The 21954-nt window shown below is 58.0% G+C and carries 22 protein-coding genes; 11 read left to right on the top strand and 11 right to left on the bottom strand.

The window, feature by feature from the left end; genetic code table 11:
• Positions 1 to 242: 242 nt before the first annotated feature.
• Positions 243 to 1601 carry a serine/threonine-protein kinase gene (locus tag KTT_RS37430; protein WP_160145988.1) on the bottom strand — a complete coding sequence of 453 codons (1359 nt, stop codon included), beginning with the start codon at positions 1599 to 1601 and terminating at the stop codon, positions 243 to 245.
• A 286-nt stretch (positions 1602 to 1887) separates the two neighbouring features.
• Here KTT_RS37430 and KTT_RS19680 point away from each other — a divergent pair, with 286 nt between their 5' ends.
• Together KTT_RS19680 and KTT_RS19675 are read left to right on the top strand one after the other, a co-directional pair.
• Positions 1888 to 2958 carry a LacI family DNA-binding transcriptional regulator gene (locus KTT_RS19680; RefSeq protein WP_126597621.1) on the top strand — a complete coding sequence of 357 codons (1071 nt, stop codon included), beginning with the start codon at positions 1888 to 1890 and terminating at the stop codon, positions 2956 to 2958.
• Between the two features lie 248 nt (positions 2959 to 3206).
• On the top strand, positions 3207 to 3386 hold the full coding sequence (locus KTT_RS19675) for a hypothetical protein (RefSeq protein WP_126597620.1): 180 nt from the start codon (positions 3207 to 3209) through the stop codon (positions 3384 to 3386).
• A 3-nt stretch (positions 3387 to 3389) separates the two neighbouring features.
• On the opposite strand, the gene KTT_RS19670 is transcribed toward KTT_RS19675, so the two are convergent.
• Positions 3390 to 4541, bottom strand: a complete 1152-nt coding sequence (locus KTT_RS19670; protein ID WP_160145987.1) for an AI-2E family transporter — start codon at positions 4539 to 4541, stop codon at positions 3390 to 3392.
• A gap of 241 nt (positions 4542 to 4782) precedes the next feature.
• Between KTT_RS19670 and ltaE the strand changes: the two genes are divergently transcribed.
• Positions 4783 to 5865, top strand: a complete 1083-nt coding sequence (gene ltaE, locus KTT_RS19665; RefSeq protein ID WP_126597618.1) for a low-specificity L-threonine aldolase — start codon at positions 4783 to 4785, stop codon at positions 5863 to 5865.
• Positions 5866 to 5966: 101 nt separating this feature from the next.
• On the opposite strand, the gene KTT_RS37425 is transcribed toward ltaE, so the two are convergent.
• Together KTT_RS37425 and KTT_RS19660 are read right to left on the bottom strand one after the other, a co-directional pair.
• Entirely contained in the window at positions 5967 to 6089 is a 123-nt protein-coding gene (locus KTT_RS37425; protein ID WP_268904511.1) for a hypothetical protein, read from the bottom strand.
• 128 nt (positions 6090 to 6217) lie between these two features.
• Entirely contained in the window at positions 6218 to 6559 is a 342-nt protein-coding gene (locus KTT_RS19660; protein ID WP_126597617.1) for a gamma-butyrobetaine hydroxylase family protein, read from the bottom strand.
• Between the two features lie 304 nt (positions 6560 to 6863).
• On the opposite strand from KTT_RS19660, the gene KTT_RS19655 reads away from it, so the two are divergent.
• The 6 genes from KTT_RS19655 (at position 6864) to KTT_RS19630 (ending at position 12914) form a co-directional block, all read left to right on the top strand.
• Complete coding sequence (locus KTT_RS19655) at positions 6864 to 7610, top strand: pentapeptide repeat-containing protein (RefSeq protein WP_218030930.1); 747 nt, start codon at positions 6864 to 6866, stop codon at positions 7608 to 7610.
• 538 nt (positions 7611 to 8148) lie between these two features.
• Positions 8149 to 8916 carry a 3-oxoacyl-[acyl-carrier-protein] reductase gene (fabG, locus tag KTT_RS19650; protein WP_126597616.1) on the top strand — a complete coding sequence of 256 codons (768 nt, stop codon included), beginning with the start codon at positions 8149 to 8151 and terminating at the stop codon, positions 8914 to 8916.
• A 110-nt stretch (positions 8917 to 9026) separates the two neighbouring features.
• Positions 9027 to 9896 carry a class I SAM-dependent methyltransferase gene (locus tag KTT_RS19645; protein ID WP_126597615.1) on the top strand — a complete coding sequence of 290 codons (870 nt, stop codon included), beginning with the start codon at positions 9027 to 9029 and terminating at the stop codon, positions 9894 to 9896.
• A 230-nt stretch (positions 9897 to 10126) separates the two neighbouring features.
• A complete protein-coding gene (locus KTT_RS19640; protein ID WP_126597614.1) occupies positions 10127 to 11155 on the top strand; it encodes a GAF domain-containing protein in 1029 nt (342 codons plus the stop codon).
• 162 nt (positions 11156 to 11317) lie between these two features.
• On the top strand, positions 11318 to 12028 hold the full coding sequence (locus KTT_RS19635) for a hypothetical protein (RefSeq protein ID WP_126597613.1): 711 nt from the start codon (positions 11318 to 11320) through the stop codon (positions 12026 to 12028).
• Between the two features lie 124 nt (positions 12029 to 12152).
• Complete coding sequence (locus tag KTT_RS19630; protein ID WP_126597612.1) at positions 12153 to 12914, top strand: SDR family oxidoreductase; 762 nt, start codon at positions 12153 to 12155, stop codon at positions 12912 to 12914.
• A 23-nt stretch (positions 12915 to 12937) separates the two neighbouring features.
• On the opposite strand, the gene KTT_RS19625 is transcribed toward KTT_RS19630, so the two are convergent.
• Complete coding sequence (locus KTT_RS19625; protein ID WP_126597611.1) at positions 12938 to 13723, bottom strand: alpha/beta fold hydrolase; 786 nt, start codon at positions 13721 to 13723, stop codon at positions 12938 to 12940.
• Between the two features lie 426 nt (positions 13724 to 14149).
• Here KTT_RS19625 and KTT_RS19620 point away from each other — a divergent pair, with 426 nt between their 5' ends.
• Complete coding sequence (locus tag KTT_RS19620) at positions 14150 to 14515, top strand: VOC family protein (protein WP_126597610.1); 366 nt, start codon at positions 14150 to 14152, stop codon at positions 14513 to 14515.
• 66 nt (positions 14516 to 14581) lie between these two features.
• Here KTT_RS19620 and KTT_RS19615 read toward each other — a convergent pair whose 3' ends face one another.
• Complete coding sequence (locus KTT_RS19615) at positions 14582 to 15193, bottom strand: ATP-dependent Clp protease proteolytic subunit (RefSeq protein WP_174844791.1); 612 nt, start codon at positions 15191 to 15193, stop codon at positions 14582 to 14584.
• A 30-nt stretch (positions 15194 to 15223) separates the two neighbouring features.
• The gene (locus KTT_RS19610; protein ID WP_126597609.1) at positions 15224 to 15505 is read right to left on the bottom strand and encodes a DUF4177 domain-containing protein; all 282 of its coding nucleotides are present in this window, start codon (positions 15503 to 15505) and stop codon (positions 15224 to 15226) included.
• A gap of 392 nt (positions 15506 to 15897) precedes the next feature.
• Here KTT_RS19610 and KTT_RS19605 point away from each other — a divergent pair, with 392 nt between their 5' ends.
• Positions 15898 to 16296: a helix-turn-helix domain-containing protein gene (locus KTT_RS19605; RefSeq protein ID WP_126597608.1), complete on the top strand. Its 399-nt coding sequence runs from the start codon at positions 15898 to 15900 to the stop codon at positions 16294 to 16296.
• Between the two features lie 62 nt (positions 16297 to 16358).
• Here the strand turns inward: KTT_RS19605 and KTT_RS19600 are convergent, their stop codons facing one another.
• From KTT_RS19600 to KTT_RS19585, 4 genes are all read right to left on the bottom strand, one after another.
• A complete protein-coding gene (locus tag KTT_RS19600; protein WP_160145986.1) occupies positions 16359 to 17177 on the bottom strand; it encodes a phosphatase PAP2 family protein in 819 nt (272 codons plus the stop codon).
• A 118-nt stretch (positions 17178 to 17295) separates the two neighbouring features.
• Positions 17296 to 17676, bottom strand: a complete 381-nt coding sequence (locus KTT_RS19595) for an ACT domain-containing protein (RefSeq protein ID WP_126597606.1) — start codon at positions 17674 to 17676, stop codon at positions 17296 to 17298.
• A gap of 111 nt (positions 17677 to 17787) precedes the next feature.
• On the bottom strand, positions 17788 to 20352 hold the full coding sequence (locus tag KTT_RS19590; protein WP_126597605.1) for a polynucleotide kinase-phosphatase: 2565 nt from the start codon (positions 20350 to 20352) through the stop codon (positions 17788 to 17790).
• Between the two features lie 18 nt (positions 20353 to 20370).
• Entirely contained in the window at positions 20371 to 21855 is a 1485-nt protein-coding gene (locus tag KTT_RS19585) for a 3' terminal RNA ribose 2'-O-methyltransferase Hen1 (protein WP_126597604.1), read from the bottom strand.
• Between the last annotated feature and the right edge of the window lie 99 nt (positions 21856 to 21954).

Genomic DNA, 21954 nt, shown 5'->3' with positions numbered 1-21954 from the left:
TATAAATCGAGAAAGGCGGTCTTGTAACAATGCATAATTCAACATATCGTACGTCAACAGAGCGGCATGCACAAGGCCGGATTGCTGCTTTTAATGCATTCTGCGTATCAATCCGGCCGCAATCCTATGCCGCCTACGGGTACATGATCGTGTAAGGGGAGGCGTCCATCCTTCGCGGGAAGCTTCTCGTGTTTTCTGTTGCCTGCGCTAAAGTTGAACGTATTGGGCCTCGCGGTCCGAACCTATGTGGGATCGGTGGCGTGGGGGGTGCGTTTTTTGGCGCGGGCGGGGGTAGGTTTGGTGGCGGTTTTCGCGGTTTTCGCGGTTTTGGGTTTGGCAGTAGTGGCTTTCACGGCTTTAGGTTTGACGGTGGCGGTCTTTGTGGTTTTGGATTTGGTGGTGGTTTTCACAGCTTTGGGTTTGGTGGTGGTGGTTTTCACAGCTTTGGGTTTGGTGGTGGTGGTTTTCACAGCTTTGGGTTTGGTGGTTTTGGGTTGGATGGCGGCTTTGGTCTTTGCGTTGGTTTTGGGACGGGGGGTGGCGGCTTTTTTGGTGGTGGAGGTTTTGGTGGTGGCGCGGCGCTTGCGTGGAGCGGTCGCGGGCGCGAGATCGGCCAGGGTGGCTTCAGCGTTCATGGGGACGGTCTCTTCGTAGAAGACGCTATCGTCGATGGGGGTCTTGCTGGCGTTTCTGGGGGTGCCGGGGGCGCGCAGGATCAGGCGCTTGCCACGCCGGGGTGCGACGGCGGGGGCGGGCCAGTCGGCGGCGGTCACCTCGGAGGAGGGCTGATGGTGAGCGCTGAGCGCTTTGATAAAGGCGGCCACGTCCTTGAAGCGGTCGACGGGCTTTTTCGACAGGCCGCGCAGGATGGCCTGATCTATAGATGGGGACAGGCCGTTGACCAGTTGCGAAGGCGGCACGGGCTCTTCGTGGAGATGCTTCTGCATCAGGGTGGCGACGTCGCTGCCCGCGAAGGGACGCCGGCCGCTCAGCATCTCATAGGCCATGCAAGCCAGCGCGTACTGGTCGCTGGCGTAGCTCACCTTGCCCTGGAACTGCTCGGGCGCCATATAGGATGGGGTGCCGCCGATGCTGTGGCCTGCTGTCTTCACCGATTTCAGCACGCGCGCGATATCGAAGTCCGAGATCAGAGCCTGATCATCGGCATTAAATAAGATATTCTCCGGCTTCAAATCGCAGTGCACGACGCTGTGGGCGTGGGCGAACTGCAGGCCCTCGCCGACCTGGCCCAGCAGATCCAGCGCCTGCGACAGGGGCAAAGGATGGCGCAGGCGCTCGCGCAACGATCCGCCCGGCGCGTACTCCTTGACGATATAGGGCGCGCCCTCGTGGGTACCAAAGTCGATCATAGATAAAATATGGGGGTGGCGCAGCTGCTGCAGAATCTGGGCCTCCTGATGAAGTATATCGTGCTCGGCGCCGGGATCGACGAAGGTGGTGTGCAGGATCTTGAGGGCCACCGGACGCTGCGACAGAAAGCTATGGACCGCCTTGTAAACGTACGCATACGCCCCCCGGGCAATCTCATCCACGATGCGGTAATCGCCAATCTTCTGACCTATATGGATCTGGAGCTGCATAGAAACACCTCGATTCGTTTTCTTTCTTGAAATAACGCGCCACTCCTGGCCAGCGCGGTGCATACAAAGGCCCATTATAGCACGTCTCATCTCTACTTGTAGAACATTTACCGGTCAGTCGCAAAGGAAGGTTTCGCCGCACTTGTGCCCGCAAGCATTTGCGGCATGGTAAGACATGAGCCACGGAAATTGACAGGGAATAGAATTTTTGTTAAAGTGCGAGAAGATTGGGCGCTTTTCATTTTGTGTTGATTGAATAGCTTTGTATACGGGTGTGAGAAAATAGATGACCTCAGAATCACCTTCTATCGTTGATGTGGCGAAGAGAGCGGGGGTTTCCGTTGCCACGGCCAGCCGGGTCATGAGTGGCTCGACCTATCCTGTCAGCGAGGGGACGCGCGAGAGAGTATTGCTTGCCGCCCGAGAGCTGCGCTATGTTCCTAACTCCCTGGCGCGTAGCCTTAAAGCGCAGCGCAGCAAGCTGATCGCGGTCCTGGTAGGTGATAACGCCGATCCTTATTTCGCGCAGGTGGCGCGCGGGGTCGAGGAGGTCGCCAACAGCCACGGCTATCTCACCATCATCTGCAACACCGAGCGCGACCCGATCCGCGAGCTCTCGTATCTGCAGACTCTGCAAGACTACCGGGCCGACGGCATTGTCTTCACCGGCAGCGGCTCCGACGAGACCAGCGTCCCCGAACAGCTTGAGATCGATGACATGATCGAAAAGATCCAGCGCAGAGGCGCGGCCATCGTCATGTTATCGCCCCACAATCTCCAGGCGCCCTCGATCCAGCCCGACAACCTCGGCGGCGCATACGAGCTGACCAGATACCTAATCGAACTGGGACATACACGCATCGCCTTTGTGACCGGGCCCGCCAGTGTAACAGTCGCCAATCAGCGCCTGCAGGGCTATCGCCAGGCCCTGACCGAGTCCGGCATCACGCCAGATGACACCCTGCTGTTCCCCGGCAACTTCACCCAGGCCGGTGGCGAACGGGCGGCCGCGATGCTGAACCAGTTGCCACGCGAGAAGCGGCCCAGCGCCGTCTTCGCCTGCAATGACGAGACCGCCTTTGGCCTGATGTATGGGCTGCGGCAGCACGGATGGCGCCTGCCCGAGGACATCTCCATCTGCGGCTTCGGCAACCTCCCCATGGCGCGCATGGTCACGCCAGCGCTCACCACGGCCAATATCTCCCTGCGCGAACTGGGTCGGGCCGGCGCCCAGAAGATCCTGGCCCTCCTGCAGCACCAGGACACATCCGCCCAGGAAACATTCCCGACCACCATCGTCAAACGCGCCTCCACCATCCCCTTCGCCCACGCCACCTCTAACATCGACGAAAAATAAACGGTTTTGAGGAACATCACGTACGTGAATAGGGCGGCATGCACAAGGCCGGATTGCGGGGGAATCGTGAATTCGGCGTGTATAAAGAAGTCCGCAATCCTATGCCGCCTACGGGATGCGTTTCGCGTTGGGGGTACGATCTCGTATGGGGATTTTTTTGTTGACCGGGAGGCGTTCCGAAACGTGTATATAGAATGCGATGAATGTAACCGGCGGTTGCCGGCGCCATATATATGGGAGGAAGCGCGATGTTATTAGAGGCATACCTGGCGTATAGTCTGGTTCCTTTGTTCTTTATCATTCTAGGATTTCTGGTGTACCTGGTGATGAGATATAGCCACACGCCTGAGGTGGCGCAGCAGACAATGACTGACGGGCAGACAGACACGGCGCGGCAGGCCAATTCAGAGGGGCATCAACCACGGTAGCGGCTATCTTTGAGATTGCTCAGAGCCCGGTATATCGCCCTGGGGAGTGGATCTTGCGCGCTGGTGGACGAACTGCTCGGGGTGGGTGTGCCGCCATTCGAGCCAGATGGTGATGAGCAGGGCCTGCAACACGCCCGCGATGGGGGAGGCCAGCAAGGCGCCCCAGATGCCGAAGAGCTGGGAGCCAGCGATGACGGCGGCGATCGAGACGATGGGGTGCAGGCCGATCGCCTCGCCAACGATGCGCGGCCCGACGATGTCACCTTCGAGGATGTGCACCAGGATAAAGTAGATCAACACGCCAACCGCGATCCAGATACCCTGCGTCAGAGCGATCAGGGTGCAGATGGCGCCCGAGATGAGGGTACCAAGGATTGGGATGAACTCTAGAATGAAGGCCAGCACACCCAGCAGCAGGGCGTATGGCACGCGGAACAGCGCCATCCCGATGCCGACCAGCAAACCGATCAGGGTAGCCAGGATCAACTGGCCGCGAATGTAGCCGCCCACCACACGCTGCAGGGTGTCGATCAGAAAATCCGGCCGCAGCTTGTCCGGCAGATTGTGGCGGCACCAACGATTGATGCGGTGCCCATCGATGAGGAAATAGATGGTGATAACCGCCACCACCACCGTGTCGAGCAGGACATCCAGGATGCTGGTAATCAGAGGCAGAGCGCTGCTGGCCAGGCTCTCACCACGCTCGATCAACTGCTGGCGCGCCGTCGCGATCTGCTGCTGCGTAATGCCGATAGACTGCAGAAAGTTCTCCAGCGGAGACGAGGCTCCACGGCGCGGCGCCAGCACAAAGGCCAGCGAACGTGCCAGCGAGGTAAACTGGTGCAGGGCGGTTATGGTCACAAAGTAGAGCAGCAGGCTCAGGCACGCCAGGGTGATCAGGCAGATGCTCACGATGGCGAAGGGGCGCGGAATAAAGCGCTGCAGCCACTTCACGCCCGGCGTCAGCGCATAGGCCAGCAGGGCCGCGATAATCAGGAGCAGCAGGGCCCGTACTATGTGGGCCGCGCCCCACAACACCACCGCCACCACGCCGATCCAGGCCAGGATCGCCACAGGGATGTCCCGCCTCCGCTTCCACTTGATATCGTTTTCATCAGCAGGCGCGTCCTGCGGTAGATGTCTCGTCGTCGACATATCTCCCAATCCCTTCCAGGCACAGGTGGCCTGCATACTACCACTTTCTCTTTATTATGAAGGAGGCAAAGATGGCTACATATACATTTTCCCATCCTTCTAAACAGAAGGAGTTGTAAGGAGTCCTGCCGGGGTGCAGGGAGACCCCTGCACCCCCTTATGCAGCTTTGCATGCATAGGCTATACTGGAGGTGCGGTGAAAGAATATAGTATGCAGCTATGGAAAGGCAGAATATTTTTTATGCGTATTGATGATAGACATATTGATCTACGTAGTGATACTGTAACACAGCCGACAGAGGCGATGCGCGAGGCCATGTACCGGGCCGAGGTGGGCGACGACGTGTACAGTGAAGATCCCACCATCAATCGGTTGCAGGAACTGGCCGCGCACATCACCGGCAAGGAGGCCGCGCTCTTCGTGCCCAGCGGCACCATGGGCAACACCATCGCCCTCCTGACCCACGCGGGCCGGGGGCAGGCGGTCATAGTCGGCGACCAATCACACATCTATCGCTATGAGGCCGGCGGCGCCTCCACCCTGGGTGGATCTCCCATGTATGTCGTCCCCACCCATCCTGATGGCATGCTCGATATTGACGCGGTCACCCATGGTATCGCCGATGAGAGCGACGAGCACATAGCGGCCACAGCGCTGGTCTGTATCGAGAATTCACATAATCGCTGTGGCGGTACTGTGCTGGGGGTGGAGCAGATAGAGTCGATTACCACGCTGGCCCACGATCGTGGAGTCGCGGTCCACATGGATGGCGCGCGCGTCTTCAACGCGGCCACCGCGTTAAAGGTACCGGTAAGCACGCTGGCGAGCAGCGTCGACTCGATGATGTTCTGTCTATCCAAGGGATTGAGCGCGCCGGTGGGCTCGCTACTGGTGGGCGAGGCGGCCTTCATTCGTCGCGCGCGCAGGATGCGCAAAGTGCTGGGTGGAGGGATGCGGCAGGCGGGAGTGCTGGCGGCGGCCGGCATCGTGGCGCTGGAGCAAATGGTGGACCGCCTCGCAGAGGATCATGAGAACTGCGAGCGCCTGGCGTATGGTCTGGCGGACATCCCCCACGTCCAGATTCAGCCCGACCAGGTGGTGACCAACATCCTGCTCTTCTCGCTCGAACATGGAGAGCAGCAGCCGTTCTCCAATAGCGAGATCGACCTCTTCCTCAGCAAGGCACGCGAGCACGGCGTTCTGCTGGGTCGCATGGGCGAAAAACATATTCGCGCCGTCACCCACGCGGGCATCGAGGCCGAGCACATCGAGCGGGCACTGACCGGCATCAGAAAAGTGCTGCAGGAGATGCGACCCGCGTAGTCACTTCAGCGACGATACAGACAGGTCAAGAGTAGTGCGCCTGCTCTGTATCGTCGCTGATCCATCACTACATATATATCTATCGTCATAGAGTAGCAACGCTAGTGCGACAGGACATTGGTGGCGAAGAACGCCAGCACCAGCAACCCACTGACGACCAGGGCAAAAAAGATGCGCAAGAGCCAGCGCGAAGTTAACAGGCTCGAACGCCCACGTGTAGCCATATCAATCAATCCTCCATCGTCTCAGTAGCCATTTCGAGTGCCAGAATACTCTAAAGAGTTTTACTTACACTACCTTCTTTTCACTAGCTAAAACGATGTGGGGATTGAATGCTAACAGCTAATGATTATTACGGCCTTTTCTTCCTACATTCATCGCATTCGCACATGGCGCGCAATTTCTCGTAGGTATAGATGCCCGTCTTATGGCCATCTTCCCACACCGGGGTCAGACCATAGCGGCCGACCGGCTCGATATTGACCAGGGTCGTCTCTTCGCGGCTCAGACTCTTCTTGCTGGCCAGCACGCCCGGCTGTCCACCCTCACCGGCGCACCAGGCGCAGGGACAGGCCCAGCGCAGCCGTTCCCAATCGTGGACGCTCTCGTGCTCATCGGACCATGAAAGATACAGTGTACGCTTCTCCTCGTCCAGGAAAAAGGAGGTTGGGGATGGATGATTATATTGCGACATAGAAGGCTCCTATAGGAATGTTGTCATCTCTTATAGGTGGTGTTGTGTGGTCAGCCGTGCGCGCTAGGCGCGCACGGCTGACCACACAACACCACCTATATACTATGTAGCGCTATTATATATCTTTTTGCCTTCAGGGGCTATACAGGCCGGAGCAATTTGATGCATGATGCATGCCGCCGTGTGAATTAAGTATCTTGCGCACAGCACAGGAAATAAAGTACAATCTATTTCGGCTCTTTTAGTTACTCCCATGCACCTATTCACGTTCTACGAAATAGAAAACGTTGGGGGATTGTGAAGGATGAGTGAAATCATTATTCCCGGCGGCATTATCTGCTGCTGGATCATTATTATCGGCCTGGCCATCTCGGTTGCCCGGTCGCAACGGCGGGGCATCGAGCGGCTACTCAGTCAGTTACAGGCCTGGGAAAAGGCCCAGGGGGTACGTCGGAAGCGCTGGGAGGAACGGGTCGAAAAGGACATGATCGCTATGGAACAGCGCCTGACCGCCCATATCGATCGTATGCACTTCGAGGATCGTCGGCGTAGCATCCAGGTCACGGAGCGCGTCACCTATGAGCTCGCGCACCTGCCACGCCTGGAGGACACACCGCTTCCTCCCAAAAAGCCAGCGGTAACGGAGACTGCGGACATCCATCAGTTGCCGCGCAGTTTTCAAGGCGCCAACCTGGCCAGCTATGATCTCTCGTATCGCTACCTGCGCTACGCGGATCTGCGCAACGCCGACCTCTCACACGCCAACCTCTTCATGGCGGACCTGACCGGCGCCTGCCTGCGCGACGCCCGGCTCACGCACGCCGACCTATCGGCGGCCAACTTCACGCACGCCGATCTCACGAATGCCGACCTGACCGGAGCCAACCTGCTGGTCACCGACCTCTACGACACCCGGCTCACCGGAGCCTCGCTCCTACAGGCACGCAACCTGACCAACGAACAGATTCGCGGCGCCATCATCGATCGTTACACCCGGCTCGACCCCGGCATCGACATCACGCTACCGCGGGTGCCACGCACCACAATTTAACAACTCCACAAAGGAGCGCATCCCGGTGCCGGGATGCGCTCTTCTGTATCCACCAGACGGAACATATTTCGGGGGTACGTGACCGCCCGGGCACAGGTCGCTTCGCGACAAGCCGGGGCAAGCCCGGCACCTACGGGGACGTTTCATTTGGAGCCTTCGTTTCCGCTCTCGTCCTTACATTGAAAGGCCTTTTTCGGGCGGGAGGTGCAGGAGGGCGGTCAGCCCTCCTGCCGGGGGTCTGGGGGTGTCCCCCACCCTTCCCTTCTTCCGGCTCTCAAGTGGGAGGTGCAGGAGGGCGGCTAGCCCTCCTGCCGGGGTCTGGGGGTGTCCCCCATCCTTCCCTTCTTCCGGCTCTCAAGTGGGAGGTGCAGGAGGGCGGTCAGCCCTCCTGCCGGGGGCCTGGGGGTGTCCCCCACCCTTCCCATTATCCCCTCCCCCACCGCAGGTGGGGAGACAATTGGTATGAGCTAGAGGGACTATGCTATACTACAACAAGCCAGATAGCCATCAAAACTATTTCGATTGAAGGAACAAATGTATGTCAAATGAACATCCTCTTCCACTAACGGGTAAAGTTGCCCTGATTACCGGAAGCAGCCAGGGTATCGGTCGCGCTATCGCCCAGCGGCTGGCGCAGATGGGTGCGGATATAGTCATCAATTATCGCAGTAACGCCGAGGCGGCTGCGCAGGCCAAAGCCAGTATCGAGGAGTTGGGAAGGCAATGTATCGCGGTCCAGGCTGATGTCAGCAAGGAAGAAGATGTGACCCGGCTCTTCGCAGAAGCGACCGGAGCACTGGGTCCGGTAACGATTCTCGTCAATAACGCAGGTACGACACGCGACAAGCTAATCCTGCAGATGTCATTGGCCGATTTTGAATATGTAATGAATACGAATTTGCGCGCGGCATTCCTATGTACCAAGGCGGCCCTGCGCGGCATGATGAAGGCGCGTTGGGGACGCATCGTGAACATCGCGTCGGTGGCGGGTCTGATGGGTCCGGCCGGGCAGGCCAACTATGGCGCCTCCAAGGCCGCGATTATCTCTTTGACGTTGAGTACAGCCCGCGAGATGGCGAGCCGTAATGTGACAGCCAACGCGCTGGCCCCTGGCTTTATCCCAACAGAATTGACATCCATCGTCACCGAGCCCCAGCGCAAATATATGCTGGACAACACGCCGCTGAGCCGCTTCGGCACCACCGACGAAGTAGCCGCCGCCGCCGCGTTCCTGTGTTCGCCGGAGGCCGGATATATTACCGGGCAGGTACTTGCCGTCGATGGTGGCATGTCGATGCACATGTAGGTCAGGAGGTTCAACGTTGCTCGAACAATTTCGCATATCAGTGAAACAAGTTACCACTAAAATTGATCTAATCTTTAACAAACAGTTTGGTTAAGGAGGCTTCATTTATTATGGGACTTATTGAAACTGATGAGACTAATTTATATACGTTCGAGCCGTTCGCAGCCCATGCATTCTATACCGAGGTGAACCGCGCGCTGGTGAAGCAGACGCTCACCCATCTCAAGCCACAAACAGCAGGTGAGACGCTGACAATTGTGGACATGGCATGCGGAACCGGCGCGGTCACCCGTCTCATCGCGGAAGAACTTGTCAAGCAGGATCGCGTAAGCAACATCAAGCTGGTGGGCGTCGATCCATCGGCGGAGGCGTTGCGGCGCGCGCAAAAAGGCATGGAGGAAGCCGGGCTCCCCATCTCGGCAGACTTCCTGCAGGGAGAATCCGAAGACCTGCCACGCATCGTCCAGAACGTCGACGCGGCCTTCTTCTGTAATGCCATCCATCTGGTACCAGACAAACTGGCGGCCTTCAAACAGGTATCCTCCATCCTTGCCCCCAAAGGTATTTTTGGCTGCAACAGTGCTTTCTACGAGGGCACCTATGTGCCTGGCACCGAACGCTTCTACCGTCTATGGACGCGGCGTGCCGTGGGCTGGCTGAAAAAAGAGCATCCCGAGGCCCGTCTCTCGCGCGACGCGAAGGCGATGGCGATGCAATGGATGACCAGGGATCAGTATATCCAGGATCTCAAGCAGAGCGGTTTCGCCACCGTCGAGACAGAACAGAACGACGCCATTATCTCGCTGGATGGCTGGCGTGACCTGGGTCAGTACTGGCTCTTCATCGAGGGTGCTTTGCCAGGCGTGGCGCTGCCCCTGGCTGCAAAGGCCCTGGAAGTCGCCGTCTATCAGGCCGGAGAAGAGCTTGGACTCACCGAGATCCCCCGCACCTGGCTGCAGATGGTCGCGATTAAAAATTAAAGACGATATATACAAAGAGGGAACGAAAATCCTCCCACATAAGAGAGAAGAAGAAAGAGCCAGCAAAAAAGTGCGCTTTTTTGCTGGCTCTTTCTTCTTCTCTCCTGATTACGCCTTAAGGCTTTTTTTATGGCAATATAACTTTTTCCTGTTGACGTCATAGTTGTTAGCTGGTATCATGGTTCCAAGTAGGCGCTTTTCATGTTGAATTCAGCAATTAGGGTAAATATATGCAAGAAGCACGGACGTGGCGCGAATTATTAGGACAAATTATCAGCGACCCGAAAGAAAAGCAGCATCTCATCGATACGCTGAACGTGACGCCTATCACATTTACGCGCTGGGTCGGTGGGGAGTCAGATCCCCGTCCACAGAACTTGCGCCAGCTGATTAACGCGTTACCACAACGCTACCAGGAGCAGATGCGCCAGCTGGTAAAAGAAGAGAGGGGCGTCGCCGAGATAGTGGCCGCGCCACAAGAAGTTACCCTGAAAACCATCCCCGCCGAATTCTATGCCCGCGTACTGGTGGCGCGTGCATCCACAACCGAGAATTTACGCTTCTGGTCAACCTCACATCTGATCTTGCAGCAGGCGATAGGACAGCTTGACCCCGAGCGCCATGGTATGTCAATCTGGGTAGTGCGCTGCATGCCCCCCTCTGGCCCATACAAGAAGGTGCGCAGCCTGCGTGAAAGCGTAGGGCTGGGAACACCTCCCTGGGTAGGCAACCTCGAACAGAACGCGATGTTCCTGGGAGCCGAGTCCCTGGCCGGAAACGTGGTGACGCTCTGCCGGCCCGGCATCATCCAGAATCTGGATAAAGAGCATAATCTGATGCCGGCGTCGCGCGTCGAGCACGAGAAGAGTACGGCCATCTATCCCATCCTGTACGCCGGTAAGATCGCTGGTGTTCTGCTCGTGTCCAGCACGCAGATTGACTACTTTCTATCGCAGTCGCGCACCGACCTGGTCCAGCAGTACGCGGACCTGGTAGCGCTGGCCTTTGAACCCGAGGATTTCTACGCACCCGAGGAGATCGCGCTCTGTGTCATGCCCTCCCACCACCAGCAGAAAGAACATTTCTCGCGCTTCCGCCAGATGGTGGCGGAGACCATGATGCGGGCCGCAACCAGGAATAAGCCGGTCAATAACCAGCAGGCCGACATGCTGGTCTGGCAGCGATTAGAGGAAGAGTTGCTGCAAATTCCAGCACGTAAAGTCATATCCCTGGACGTAGAAACGAACAACCAGAATTAAACGTGCCGGAAGCAAGACACACCGATAGTAGATAGAGAGATAGAGGGTAGAGAGACGCAACAGGCAGCTTTTAGCGACAACTTCGAGCAGGGCATTCATGCCCACTGGACGCAGACCTGTATCGGCACTGGCAAACTTCAGCTTGAGGCGGCAACGCTACAGATGCTGCTGCCAGAAAATCCGGCCGGGGACTATGCCGACGCCCAGATTGATGACTATGGGAAACTGCCGCGCGCGCAATTTCCCTGGCGCCCACCCCTGCGCATGGAGGTGCGGGCGCGTGCATCCCATCCGGCCGCCAGCCTGACCACCAGCGCGGACGATATGACGGTGCTACGCGGCACAGCTGGCTTCGGCTTCTGGAACTATCCCTTCTCGGTACGCGGCGATGTACTCATGCTGCCGGAGGCGGTCTGGTTCTTTTATGCCGCTCCACCCTCAGACATGGCCCTGGTCCCTGGTGTGCCCGGCTGGGGCTGGAAGGCCCAGGTCATCCACAGCATGCGGCCCGGCGCACTGCTGGCGACGCTACCTACCGCCCTGGCCACCGTCTGGGGTCGTGTGAGCCAGAATAGCGCGCCCGCCGCCCGCTGGCTGCAGAGGCTGAGCGGAGCACGCGAGGCGCTGATTGAGCCCGACATCACGGACTGGCATAGCTACAGTCTGGAATGGCGCGCCGGAGAGGCGCGCTTCTGGGTCGACGGCAACCTGGTGCTACGCGCACCGCAGCCACCCACCCGTCCCCTGGGCTTTGTAGCCTGGCTCGATAACCAGTATGCCGTCGCCACCCCACGCGGCGTGCTGCGCTTCGGCGCCACACCGACCGTCGCCCAATCGCTCACCATCGACAGTATCCACATCCAACCGTTGTAAGCCAGGTACCCGTTGCTGCGGCTTATTTTGCCTCAGCCTGTTCAGGTGGTATACTGCTGTGCTTGCTCTCGCGATCCATTATCCTGCACAATGAAAAAGATTTGCAGACAAGGAAAACTATTTCATGACTATCCATCCTTTAACACTTACAGGACAGGTCGCGCTAGTAACGGGGGCGAGTAGTGGGCTGGGGCGCGCTATAGCTCTAGAGTTGGCAGGGGCTGGGGCGAACGTCGCCCTACTGGCGCGTGGGGCCGATGAGCTGGAACAGGTCAGGGCAGAAACGGAAGCACTGGGGCGGCGCGCACTCGCACTGCCAGGAGATCTGACGAACGAAGATCACATCGTGAACGCGGTGAAACGCACCATCGCATCCCTGGGCCGCATTGATGTGCTGGTCAATGCGGCCGGCTTCGACGTTCCGGGCGCGGTGGTCGAGTTGGCCAGCAACGATTGGGATTATGTGGTAGACGTCAACCTGCGCGCGCCTTTCCTGCTGGCAAAAGCTATCTTTCCCCACATGGCGCAGGCGAAGCGCGGCCTGATCATCAACATCTCTTCCGTAGCCGGCAAGCGCGGCTGGGCAAATGCCGCGGCATACTGTGCCTCCAAATTTGGCCTGACCGGCTTCACGCAGTCACTGGCAGCCGAAGGGAAAGCGCATGGCATTCGTGCCTGCATCCTCTATCCCGGCGGGATGGCAACCAACTGGGGAGCCTGGGGCGCGAACGCCCGGCAGGCCCGATCGGAGAATACCCCTCCGGTGACAAAAGCTCTACCACCGCAGGAGGTGGCCTCCTTGATCGTCTGGATGGCGGCCGCGCCAGCCGAGCTGGTTCTCAACGAGGTTATCGTCAGCCCGCTAGAAGAACAAGGATGGCCATAACACCTGATATATCTTATGATGTGTTATGACGCGGTGAAGAATTCGATCAGAGCGGGAGCCATGGCGTCGGCGGAGACGTCGTGCATCTGACCCAGCAAGACGCGGTATTGGGCATTGGGGATAGTGCTGGCGAGGGCTTGCGTGCTATCGAGCATCCACGGCCAGCCTGCGCCACCAGCCATGACGAGCGTGGGGATCGAGAGGGATGAGGCTCGCTCACGCGGCAAAGAGCCATCGCCCACGATAGTGAGGTCGTATACCAGTGTAGGAGCAAGCACCTCCATCATTGACCACATCGGCGCGTTGCGCATCTGGCTAATAGCCTCGGCCGGGAGACCAACCTGCCTCATAAAGGCCTCGACCATCTCACCCCAGCGGCCCTCGGCGCTCAAGCGTCTGATCTGTGCCAGGGCCGCCAACGATTGCGCACGCGTACCTTCATCAAGGTTGAAGGGGGGCTCATATAGGGCCAGCTTCTTGATGGCGAGTCCGCTAGCGGTCGCGACCAGGGACAGGGCCGCGCCCGAAGAGATCCCATAGACAAAAGCCGATCCGCCGGCCTCTTGAATGAGGGCGTCAAGATCTTCGGTCTCACGCTCAACTGCGTAGGGAAGCGTATCGCCGCTCTCGCCCCGGCCACGACGATCGTAGCTGAACACCGTAAAATGCGTAGCCAGCTTTGGCGCCAGCTCTCCCATCGGCCCAAATCCTCGATAGCACATGGCCCCATCGACCAGGATCAGCGGCGTCCCCTCACCCAAACGATCAAAAGCGATCAAGGTACCATCTTTTGAATGCACTTTACCCATGTCTATCCTTCTCATGCCTGTTCTGTATTTTAAGTTCGGCCACTCATATATAAAACCAGTATATGGTCTCCAGACAGAAAAAACTTCTTTGAAATTGCTCACAATAGATACATGCAGAGTTTCTTCTGAAAAAAGGGGGGGAGTACTGGCGATTGACCACGGGTTATTGATGTGTTATGATGCCTGCGTCAAAAGGCATGACCGGTCAGGTAGCCCGGTCGCCCTCCGCAACACAGCGCGCTGAGGGTAACTGTCCCCGCGCGGCAAACAGCGCCCGGACCCATGACGATAACGGCAGATGAAGTACATCTGCTGATTTTGTTGAGGTCCGATGTGTGCAAAAAGGGGATTTTTGACCACAAGGGTCGAACCCACGGTGATGACGTGACGCACCGTTATATCGGACCTCCAATTATGGAGGTTTTTATGCGACTCAACCACATTAATCTTTGTGTCGATGATCTGGTTATGGCACGAGACTTCTTCCAGAATTACTTCGATTTCCGGCTTCAGGAGCAAAAGGGCGATGCCGTCGCCGTTATGGATGATGGACATGGCTTTCTACTCGTTTTGAGCAACATGCACGCATTTAAAAGCGAGGTCAAGCCCTATCCTGAAAATTTCCATCTTGGATTTATCCTGGAAACAAGCGATCAGGTAGATCAGGCTTATGATCGCCTGGCAGCCGCAGGGTTGCCACTTCCACAACAGCCTAAGAAGGTCAGGGGCAGCTACGGCTTTTACTTTACAGCCCTCAATGATATTCTCTTCGAGGTGAGTTGTCCGCTATAAACAATTATATGTGGGAGGTGCAAAACCTGCGTGCTCAGCACGCAGGTTTTGCACCTCCCACATAAATCATCCTTCTTTGTCGGCCAGGGGCAGGACTTCGTCGATGATGCCGTATTCGAGGGCCTCTTCGGCGCTCATGAAGTAGTCACGCTCGGTGTCGTGGCGGATGCGCTCCAGGGGTTGTCCTGTGTGCTTCTGGATAATGCCGTTCATGACATCACGGGTGTAGAGGATCTCGCGAGCATGGATGTCGATATCGGTCGCCTGACCGCCGATGCCACCCTGGATCAGGGGCTGGTGCATATGGATGCGGGCATGGGGTAGCGAGCGACGCCGACCCTTGTCACCGGCCAGCAGCAGAATAGTGCCGAAGCTGGCCGCGTAGCCGACGCAAGTCGTAGCGACCGGGCAGGGCAGCGAGCGCATCGTATCGTAGATGGCCAATCCGGCGGAAATGACGCCACCGGGCGAACTGATATACATGTTGATCTCGCGCTCCGAGCTCTCAGATGCCAGGAACAGGAGCTGGGCCACGATCAGGTTGGCCATGGTATCCTCAACGGTCCCATTGACCATGATGATGCGCTCTTTGAGCAGGCGCGAATAGATGTCGTAGGCGCGTTCGCCGCGTCCGGTATTCTCTAAAACGGTCGGAACCAGTACACTGGAAGCCATCATATCTATCTTCTCCTTCTAACAGTCTGCGAGTTAAGCATTCAAATTCTGGCGCACAAAGTAGTAGTAGACGTGGGAGCCCTTCCCCGAGGTGCGCTCATCCAGGATATTGACCAGGATCCAGCCATCTTTCCCCAGCTCGTTGAGCTGTTCGGCATCCGCCAGCGCATCCTCACGGGTATTTATGGTGAGCAGGTGGTATTCCCACTGCGCCTGTCTGGCGGGCGCCGAATCATAGATGGTCGGAATTGGTAAGTATGAGCGCACCTCATGATCTGCTAATCTCGGTGCAAATGGTTGTGGTGAAAAAAACATAATCCTTATTCTCCTCTTTTTTATTCCTTTCTCCTCTCGCGCCGCCTGCGGCGGCGCATAAAAAGAGAAAAAGGGGTTGGCGGGGACACCCCGCCCCCCGGCAGGAGGGCTCGCCGCCCTCCTGCACCTCCCGCTTGGGGAACGCAGGGGGTCATTCCTCGGCTTAGTTAACGCCTTTAGGGGGAACCCGGGATCCACGACGTTGACGACGATTTATTTATCTTGAATATAGCAGGTGCGTAAGCGATACTGATAGGGGATAGCTATGCTGTTAGCATGTGAGTTTTTTGGAGCAATGCTCTCAGCATAGGTAAAAATCATCCAGTGAGTCCTGAAAACATATATAATAAAGAACAACAACTATCGGGTGAAATACAATGAGGGGATGAACGATGGCTGATTTACAGGAAACACTGGGGCGCGTCGTACGCCAGGAACGCCAGTATCGCAATCTGACAATTAAAGAGTTGGGAGAGAAAGCTGGTCTCTCAGAGATCTATGTAGGAGAGATTGAGCGTGGGCAGAAGTATCCCTCGGCCAAGGTGCTGGAGAGCCTGGCGCGGGCGCTGGGGTTAGATATCGCGGAACTGCTGGAGATGATGGCGGAAGCGATTCGTAGTGAGCGCGAGCCCGAGTATACACGCGTGATCGGCTTTACCGTGCCCACAACCACCGGTCAGCCGCGCCGTACAGTCATCAAGCGCATCGTCAACCTGCTGGACGGGGGCGAGATCGAGAACATCACCAATATCGGCTCCTTCCTGATCTCCCGTCACCTGACACCGCAATAAACCAGGACCAGCATACAATAAGGAATGAAAAAGGCGTGCATCGGGCACGCCTTTTTCATTCCTTATTGTATGCTGGCCTTTGCTTTTCTCTCTTCGCGCCATTTAGCCAGCCAGGTGGTGACCCAGCGGTAGAGGAAGATGAAGAAGAACAGGTAGACCGTCCCTTCGAGGTAGCCTCCCATGACGTCGGTAAACCAGTGATCGCCTTCCAGGATACGAGAATACCCGATCATCAGGATATCGTAGACCGCGTAGAGCTGCAAGGGCAGCAGGAACCAGCGATAGCGCCACTCGCGCACCGGTTTGGTGAAGCTCAGATAGAGCAGAAAACCATAGTAGGCCACGTCATGCTCCGTATGTCCTGAAGGATAGGTGGGGAACGGCACGATCGGCCCCATCACATGGATCGGCTCGGTATGCGGATTCGGTCGCGGACGGCCCACCAGGTCGTCGGCCAGCACGTTCAGGCCAGCGGAGCTCATCACGGTCACCACCAGGAAGACTACCGATTGCAGCCAGGTCAGGGGCGATCTACCACGCAGGCGCGTGATCAGGGCCATAATCAGCATAAACGCCAGCCAGAGCCCCAGCGCGATCTCGGAAGGAACGGGGTTATTCAATGTGCTGGGAAAGGTAAAGATCGCATCGATATAGTCCGGCACCTTAAAGCCCTGCACCGTCTGTGTAATCGATAGATCAAAGGAATAGGGTTTGGGATGCCCATGGATGATGACACAGGTAATCAGGAAAACGATAAGTCCGACGCACCAGACGGCAAACTGGATCGCATAACGCCTCTTCGCGTTCCGCCGGTCTTCACCACCCGCAGTTCGCTGTGCCGTTGGCGGCTGTATGCCCTGGGGATTAGCAGTTGTAGACATTGTCATCCTCGTTGCATTTTATAGTAATAAATAAACATCTGCTTATAGTACGTCCCGCTAAGCTCAAATAGATACAACGCAATACAGCATAAAGCGATAATTTACAGCAAAAGACGCGTCAGGAGCGAAGGAGCTCATGGCCAGCCTGCTGTAACGCGGCGCTGGCCTGTGCCAGTTGCGCCTCTTTGAGCAGGATATAGTCGGTATCAAAGGTAGAAACGGCGAAAATAGAAACCTGTGCCCGCGCCAGCGTGTCCGAGAGCGAGGACATAATACCAATCAGCGAGAAGTCTAATGGTCCTATTACTTTCAAGGCGCGCCAGCCACGCTCACAGCGCACGCCCGCTGGAACGTTGTCGGCCGCACAGACCAACGACAGCTCATCCTCAGTCGCGGTAATTGAGAAAAAGCCGATCCGCCGCATGGCCCAGGCGGGCACCTCTTCTTCGGGCGACAGGCGGCACACCGCCAGCTCCATCTCCAACAAAACCAGGCGCATAGATAGATCCTTTCACCAGAACGTCAATACTGCCCCCATTTTACCGCAAAAAGAAGAAAGATTAACCGCCGACCGTCACACATCGATCGGCGGCCAACATTTTGTTACTCGTTAGAGGCGGGGATCGACGGGCTCGCTTTCGAGGGCGAGGACGCCGAAGACGCATTCGTGGACGCGGCGCAGGGGCTCGCCACGCACGAAGCGTTCAAGGGCTTCGATGCCGAGGGCGAATTCGCGCAGGGCAAGCGAGCGCTTGGCGCCGAGGCCACGCGAACGCAGGCGGTTCAGGTTCTCGGGCACGTCGTACTCCAGACCATAGATGATGCGCAGGTACTCGGGTCCGCGACACTTGATGGCTGGCTGCAGCAGGCCGCGTGATCCCGAGGCGATAAAGTCATAGGGCTTGACGACCATGCCCTCCCCACCACGCGAGGTGAGCTGCCTCCACCAGTCGCTCCCCTGCTCGACGCTGATGGGATCATTGACATCGATGACGCGGTACGGCGTGGCCAGCAGCAGTTGCGGATCGGCGCGACAGATCTCGGCCAGCGTCTCCATGTGCCAGACGTGGTTTTTGTCGATGTGGACGGCTCCCTGCGTGGCCAGGATATGGAATGGGGCCAGATTGAGATCGTCCAGGCTATTGACGGGCCAGCAATACTGACGATAGGCGTTGACGTAGCGCTCGGCCAGTTGCTGCTTCCGCTGATAGGTGCCCAGCAGCTGATCGACCTCTATGCCATGCCCTTGAGCCTGTGCGAGCGCCGCCAGGGACAACTCCAGGGCGTGGCGCGACGCGGACCCCACGGCGGCATACTGCTTTAAGACCAGCGACTGCGCCTTGACGGACCACGGCAACAGCTCGCAGTCCAGGCAGACCCAGTCCGTTTCGAGCCGTTCCCAGAAGCCGCTGGCGCTCAGGGCGGCCTGGACGCGTCCCAGCAGAGCCGCCTCTAATTGATGGTCGTCGAAGAAGTGGCGACCGGTACGGGTATAGCAAATGCCAATGCCCTCATCGATGACGCCGAAGCGCTGACGGGCAACCTGCTCATCGCGGCAAAGCACGACGATGGCGCGCGAACCCATGTGTTTCTCCTCGCACACCACACGCTCGACGCCCTGGCGGCGATAGTAGGCAAAGGCCTCCTCCGGATATTCCAGGAAGCCCGGCTGCTGGCTGGTCTCGCTCGGCGACATGGTTGGTGGCAGGTAGATCAACCAGCGAGGATTGGCGGCGAAGCGGCTCATGACCTCCAGAGCGGCGATGGCGTTCTCCTCGCGGATCGTCAATTTCGCCTGCAGCCGCGTCTCCAGCAGGCGCTTACCGCTCACATCCTGAACATCCAGCAGATCATCATGCTGCTGCTGCAGGGAGAGTTCGGGCGCCGCCACGGGTGTCAGGGGGCGTACCGGCTCACAATAGGTGTGTAACGCCGCCACCGAGACCAGCTCTTTCTCAGGATATTGCAGAGCGGTCAGCCGACCACCGAAGACGCAGCCGGTGTCGATGTTGATGGTGTTGTTGAGCCACGTCGGCTCGGGGACCGGCGTATGGCCATAGACCATCATCGAACGACCGCGATAGTCGGCAGCCCAATTGTAGCGGATCGGCAGGCCGAACTCGTCGGTCTCCCCGGTGGTCTCACCGTAGAGGGTAAACTCGCGCACCGCCCGCGAGCCACGTCCCTGCATGGCCTCAGGCAGTCCCGCATGGGCCACCACCAGCTTCCCATCGTCTAGCACATAGTGGCTGATCAGCTTATCGATGAACGCCAGCACGAGCTGCCTGAATGCCGGGGATTCCTGCTCCAGTTGCTGCAACGTCTCGACGATACCGTGCTTGAGCGAGACATCTCTGCCCTTCAGCTTGCGCAGCAGCTTAGCATCGTGGTTGCCGGGCACGCAGAAAGCGCTACCAGAAGCAACCATATCCATCACCAGGCGCAGGACAGCCGGCGTGGCGGGTCCGCGATCGACCAGGTCCCCCAGAAAGATCACCTTGCGACCCTCGGGATGCGTCACCTGAAAGCGAGCCTCCTCACCATCATTCTGCTGCTCCAGCACGTAGCCAAGCCGCTGTAACAGCAGGCACAGCTCATCGAAGCAGCCATGCACGTCGCCGATGATATCAAAGGGACCATGCTCGTGCTTAAGGTTGTTCCACAGCCGCTGACGCTCGATCTCGACCTCGGCCACCTGCTCCGGCGACGAGAGGACCACGACCTGCGGGAAACCCTCGGTCTTCAGGGTACGCAGCGACTTGCGCATCTGCGCCGACTGCAGGCGAACCACATGGGGACCAAACTGCCGATCGGCGCGCTGGCGATTGCGCTCATAACAGACGCTCTCGGGCAGGTTAAAGACGATCGTGAACACCAGGCAGTGATATTGCCGGGCCAGAGTCAGCAGGGCCTTGCGCGCCTCCGCCTGGACATTGGTGGCGTCAATAACCGTTAGTTTACAGGCGGCCAGGCGTTTGGCGGCGATAAAGTGCAGCACCTCAAAGGCATCTTTAGTCGCCGCCTGGTCGTTCTCATCATCGGAGACCAGGCCACGGCAATAGTCGGACGACAGAATCTCGGTCGGCTTGAAGTGGGTGCGCGCGAAGGTAGACTTGCCCGAACCGGAGGGGCCGATCAGCACCACCAGCGCGAATTCCGGAATAGTAATCTTCATCTCTATTAAACCTCGGACCTACTGTGTTAATGACTGGTGACGCGAGAAGATGCCCATCTGCGAGGGGGCGCCCACCTCGGCATCCTCGGGTCCAATGGGAGCGAACTGCACCTGGTAGCCAAAGCGCTCGGCCAGCTGCCGCGACCAAATTTGAAACTGCTCACGCGTCCACTCGAAGCGATGATCCTGATGGCGAAAGGTGCCCGCGTCCAGCGTCTCAAATTTGACGTTATACTCGGCGTTGGGCGTGGTAATCACCACCGTCTCGGGATGGGCGAACTCGAACAGCACGCGTTCAAAGGCGCGCAGCCGGGGCTGATCCATATGCTCGATCACTTCGATAACACAGGCGGCATCGTAACCCTCAAGACGCTGATCGCGATAGGTCAGGGCGCCATGCACCAGCGTCAGGCGCTCGCGCTGCCGCGCCGGCATCCTGTCCAGGTGTAGACGCTTTTGGGCCAGTTCCAAAGCACGATATGAGACGTCCAGACCCAGAATATGCTCGATGCTCTTCTCCTGCAGCAGCATCCTGAGCAGACGACCCTCGCCGCAACCCAGATCGAGCACGCGCTTCGCTCCCCGCTGCCTCACTACCTCAAGCGCGGCCTGCAGGCGCTGCTCATGCAGGCTCCTGCGCTTCTCCTTCTTTTCCTGTACCACCCGCGCCGCTTCAGCCGTGGCGGATTGTGCCTCTGTGGAGGCTCCCTCCTCGCCTGTCTGCTCATCGACGACCTCTAGTTCACTGGCCTCATCAGTGGCCTCTGGCGCCTCCTCCTCAGGAACCAGGCGCGACAGGGCATCACGAGTCAGGCTCTTCTTGTGGCGCAGATAGTTATAGGCGATGCGCCGCCGCTCGGGGTGCTTCTCCAGCCAGCCCTGTCCGCGCGTCAACAGCTTGTTGACCTCATCATCCCCGATCCAATAATGTTTGCTATTATCCAGCACAGGAATCAACACGTAGAGGTGGGTCAGCAGCTCGCTCAGACGGCACTCGGCGCGCAGCGTCAGCGTAAAGTAGGGACTCATCCCCCACTCGGGATGCAGCTCATCCAGGGGATGCTGGACCGCCTCCACGCTATAGCCCAGCGGCTCAAACAGGCGATGTAGCCACTCCTCTCCCTCCGGACAAGGGATAACCGCGATCTGCGCCTGCAGCGGTAGCGGGGTCACGACCAGCTCGGGCCGCTGCTTGCAGCGTCCATTGAGAGCGGTCCCGAACACATCGGCCAGCGCCACGCTGAGGAAGGACGAGGCCACATAGGGACGATCATTCACATACTGATCCAACGAAGATCTGGCATTGCCCTTGCCACGCACCAGCTGGACCGCGTCAACATCGAGCAGCAGGGCAGCCATACAGCGCTGCTCGCTCGCCTCGGGATAAAAAACGTGGGCCTGACCAAAATTCAAATCAAACGTCTGCAGCCGCGTAGGATTCTTATGCAGCAGATAACCCAGCTCCGTCGCGGGCTGGTAGGTAGTAGAAATCGTCAATAACATCGGCAGGTATCCTTACCCAATTCACATAATGTCGCATAACCCAACCATTGTACACCCATAATGCAACGAGGAAAAACACAACCACCCCCACCCCATATA

The organism is Dictyobacter aurantiacus (assembly GCF_003967515.1).
In the GTDB taxonomy this organism is placed as follows: Bacteria; Chloroflexota; Ktedonobacteria; order Ktedonobacterales; family Ktedonobacteraceae; genus Dictyobacter; species Dictyobacter aurantiacus.
This window is presented reverse-complemented; position numbering and strand designations above follow the sequence as displayed.

What these genes read in the sequence shown, in the direction of transcription:
- KTT_RS19680 (WP_126597621.1), top strand. Translation starts at nt 1,888, where the DNA reads ATGACCTCAGAATCACCTTCTATCGTTGATGTGGCGAAGAGAGCGGGG.
- KTT_RS19605 (WP_126597608.1), top strand. Translation starts at nt 15,898, where the DNA reads ATGGCTGATTTACAGGAAACACTGGGGCGCGTCGTACGCCAGGAACGC.
- KTT_RS19590 (WP_126597605.1), bottom strand. Translation starts at nt 20,352, where the DNA reads ATGAAGATTACTATTCCGGAATTCGCGCTGGTGGTGCTGATCGGCCCC.
- KTT_RS19585 (WP_126597604.1), bottom strand. Translation starts at nt 21,855, where the DNA reads ATGTTATTGACGATTTCTACTACCTACCAGCCCGCGACGGAGCTGGGT.
- KTT_RS19600 (WP_160145986.1), bottom strand. Translation starts at nt 17,177, where the DNA reads ATGTCTACAACTGCTAATCCCCAGGGCATACAGCCGCCAACGGCACAG.
- KTT_RS19640 (WP_126597614.1), top strand. Translation starts at nt 10,127, where the DNA reads ATGCAAGAAGCACGGACGTGGCGCGAATTATTAGGACAAATTATCAGC.
- fabG (WP_126597616.1), top strand. Translation starts at nt 8,149, where the DNA reads ATGTCAAATGAACATCCTCTTCCACTAACGGGTAAAGTTGCCCTGATT.
- ltaE (WP_126597618.1), top strand. Translation starts at nt 4,783, where the DNA reads ATGCGTATTGATGATAGACATATTGATCTACGTAGTGATACTGTAACA.
- KTT_RS37430 (WP_160145988.1), bottom strand. Translation starts at nt 1,601, where the DNA reads ATGCAGCTCCAGATCCATATAGGTCAGAAGATTGGCGATTACCGCATC.
- KTT_RS19675 (WP_126597620.1), top strand. Translation starts at nt 3,207, where the DNA reads ATGTTATTAGAGGCATACCTGGCGTATAGTCTGGTTCCTTTGTTCTTT.
- KTT_RS19595 (WP_126597606.1), bottom strand. Translation starts at nt 17,676, where the DNA reads ATGCGCCTGGTTTTGTTGGAGATGGAGCTGGCGGTGTGCCGCCTGTCG.
- KTT_RS19610 (WP_126597609.1), bottom strand. Translation starts at nt 15,505, where the DNA reads ATGTTTTTTTCACCACAACCATTTGCACCGAGATTAGCAGATCATGAG.
- KTT_RS19625 (WP_126597611.1), bottom strand. Translation starts at nt 13,723, where the DNA reads ATGGGTAAAGTGCATTCAAAAGATGGTACCTTGATCGCTTTTGATCGT.
- KTT_RS37425 (WP_268904511.1), bottom strand. Translation starts at nt 6,089, where the DNA reads ATGGCTACACGTGGGCGTTCGAGCCTGTTAACTTCGCGCTGGCTCTTG.
- KTT_RS19615 (WP_174844791.1), bottom strand. Translation starts at nt 15,193, where the DNA reads ATGATGGCTTCCAGTGTACTGGTTCCGACCGTTTTAGAGAATACCGGA.
- KTT_RS19660 (WP_126597617.1), bottom strand. Translation starts at nt 6,559, where the DNA reads ATGTCGCAATATAATCATCCATCCCCAACCTCCTTTTTCCTGGACGAG.
- KTT_RS19630 (WP_126597612.1), top strand. Translation starts at nt 12,153, where the DNA reads ATGACTATCCATCCTTTAACACTTACAGGACAGGTCGCGCTAGTAACG.
- KTT_RS19645 (WP_126597615.1), top strand. Translation starts at nt 9,027, where the DNA reads ATGGGACTTATTGAAACTGATGAGACTAATTTATATACGTTCGAGCCG.
- KTT_RS19620 (WP_126597610.1), top strand. Translation starts at nt 14,150, where the DNA reads ATGCGACTCAACCACATTAATCTTTGTGTCGATGATCTGGTTATGGCA.
- KTT_RS19670 (WP_160145987.1), bottom strand. Translation starts at nt 4,541, where the DNA reads ATGTCGACGACGAGACATCTACCGCAGGACGCGCCTGCTGATGAAAAC.
- KTT_RS19655 (WP_218030930.1), top strand. Translation starts at nt 6,864, where the DNA reads ATGAGTGAAATCATTATTCCCGGCGGCATTATCTGCTGCTGGATCATT.
- KTT_RS19635 (WP_126597613.1), top strand. Translation starts at nt 11,318, where the DNA reads ATGCTGCTGCCAGAAAATCCGGCCGGGGACTATGCCGACGCCCAGATT.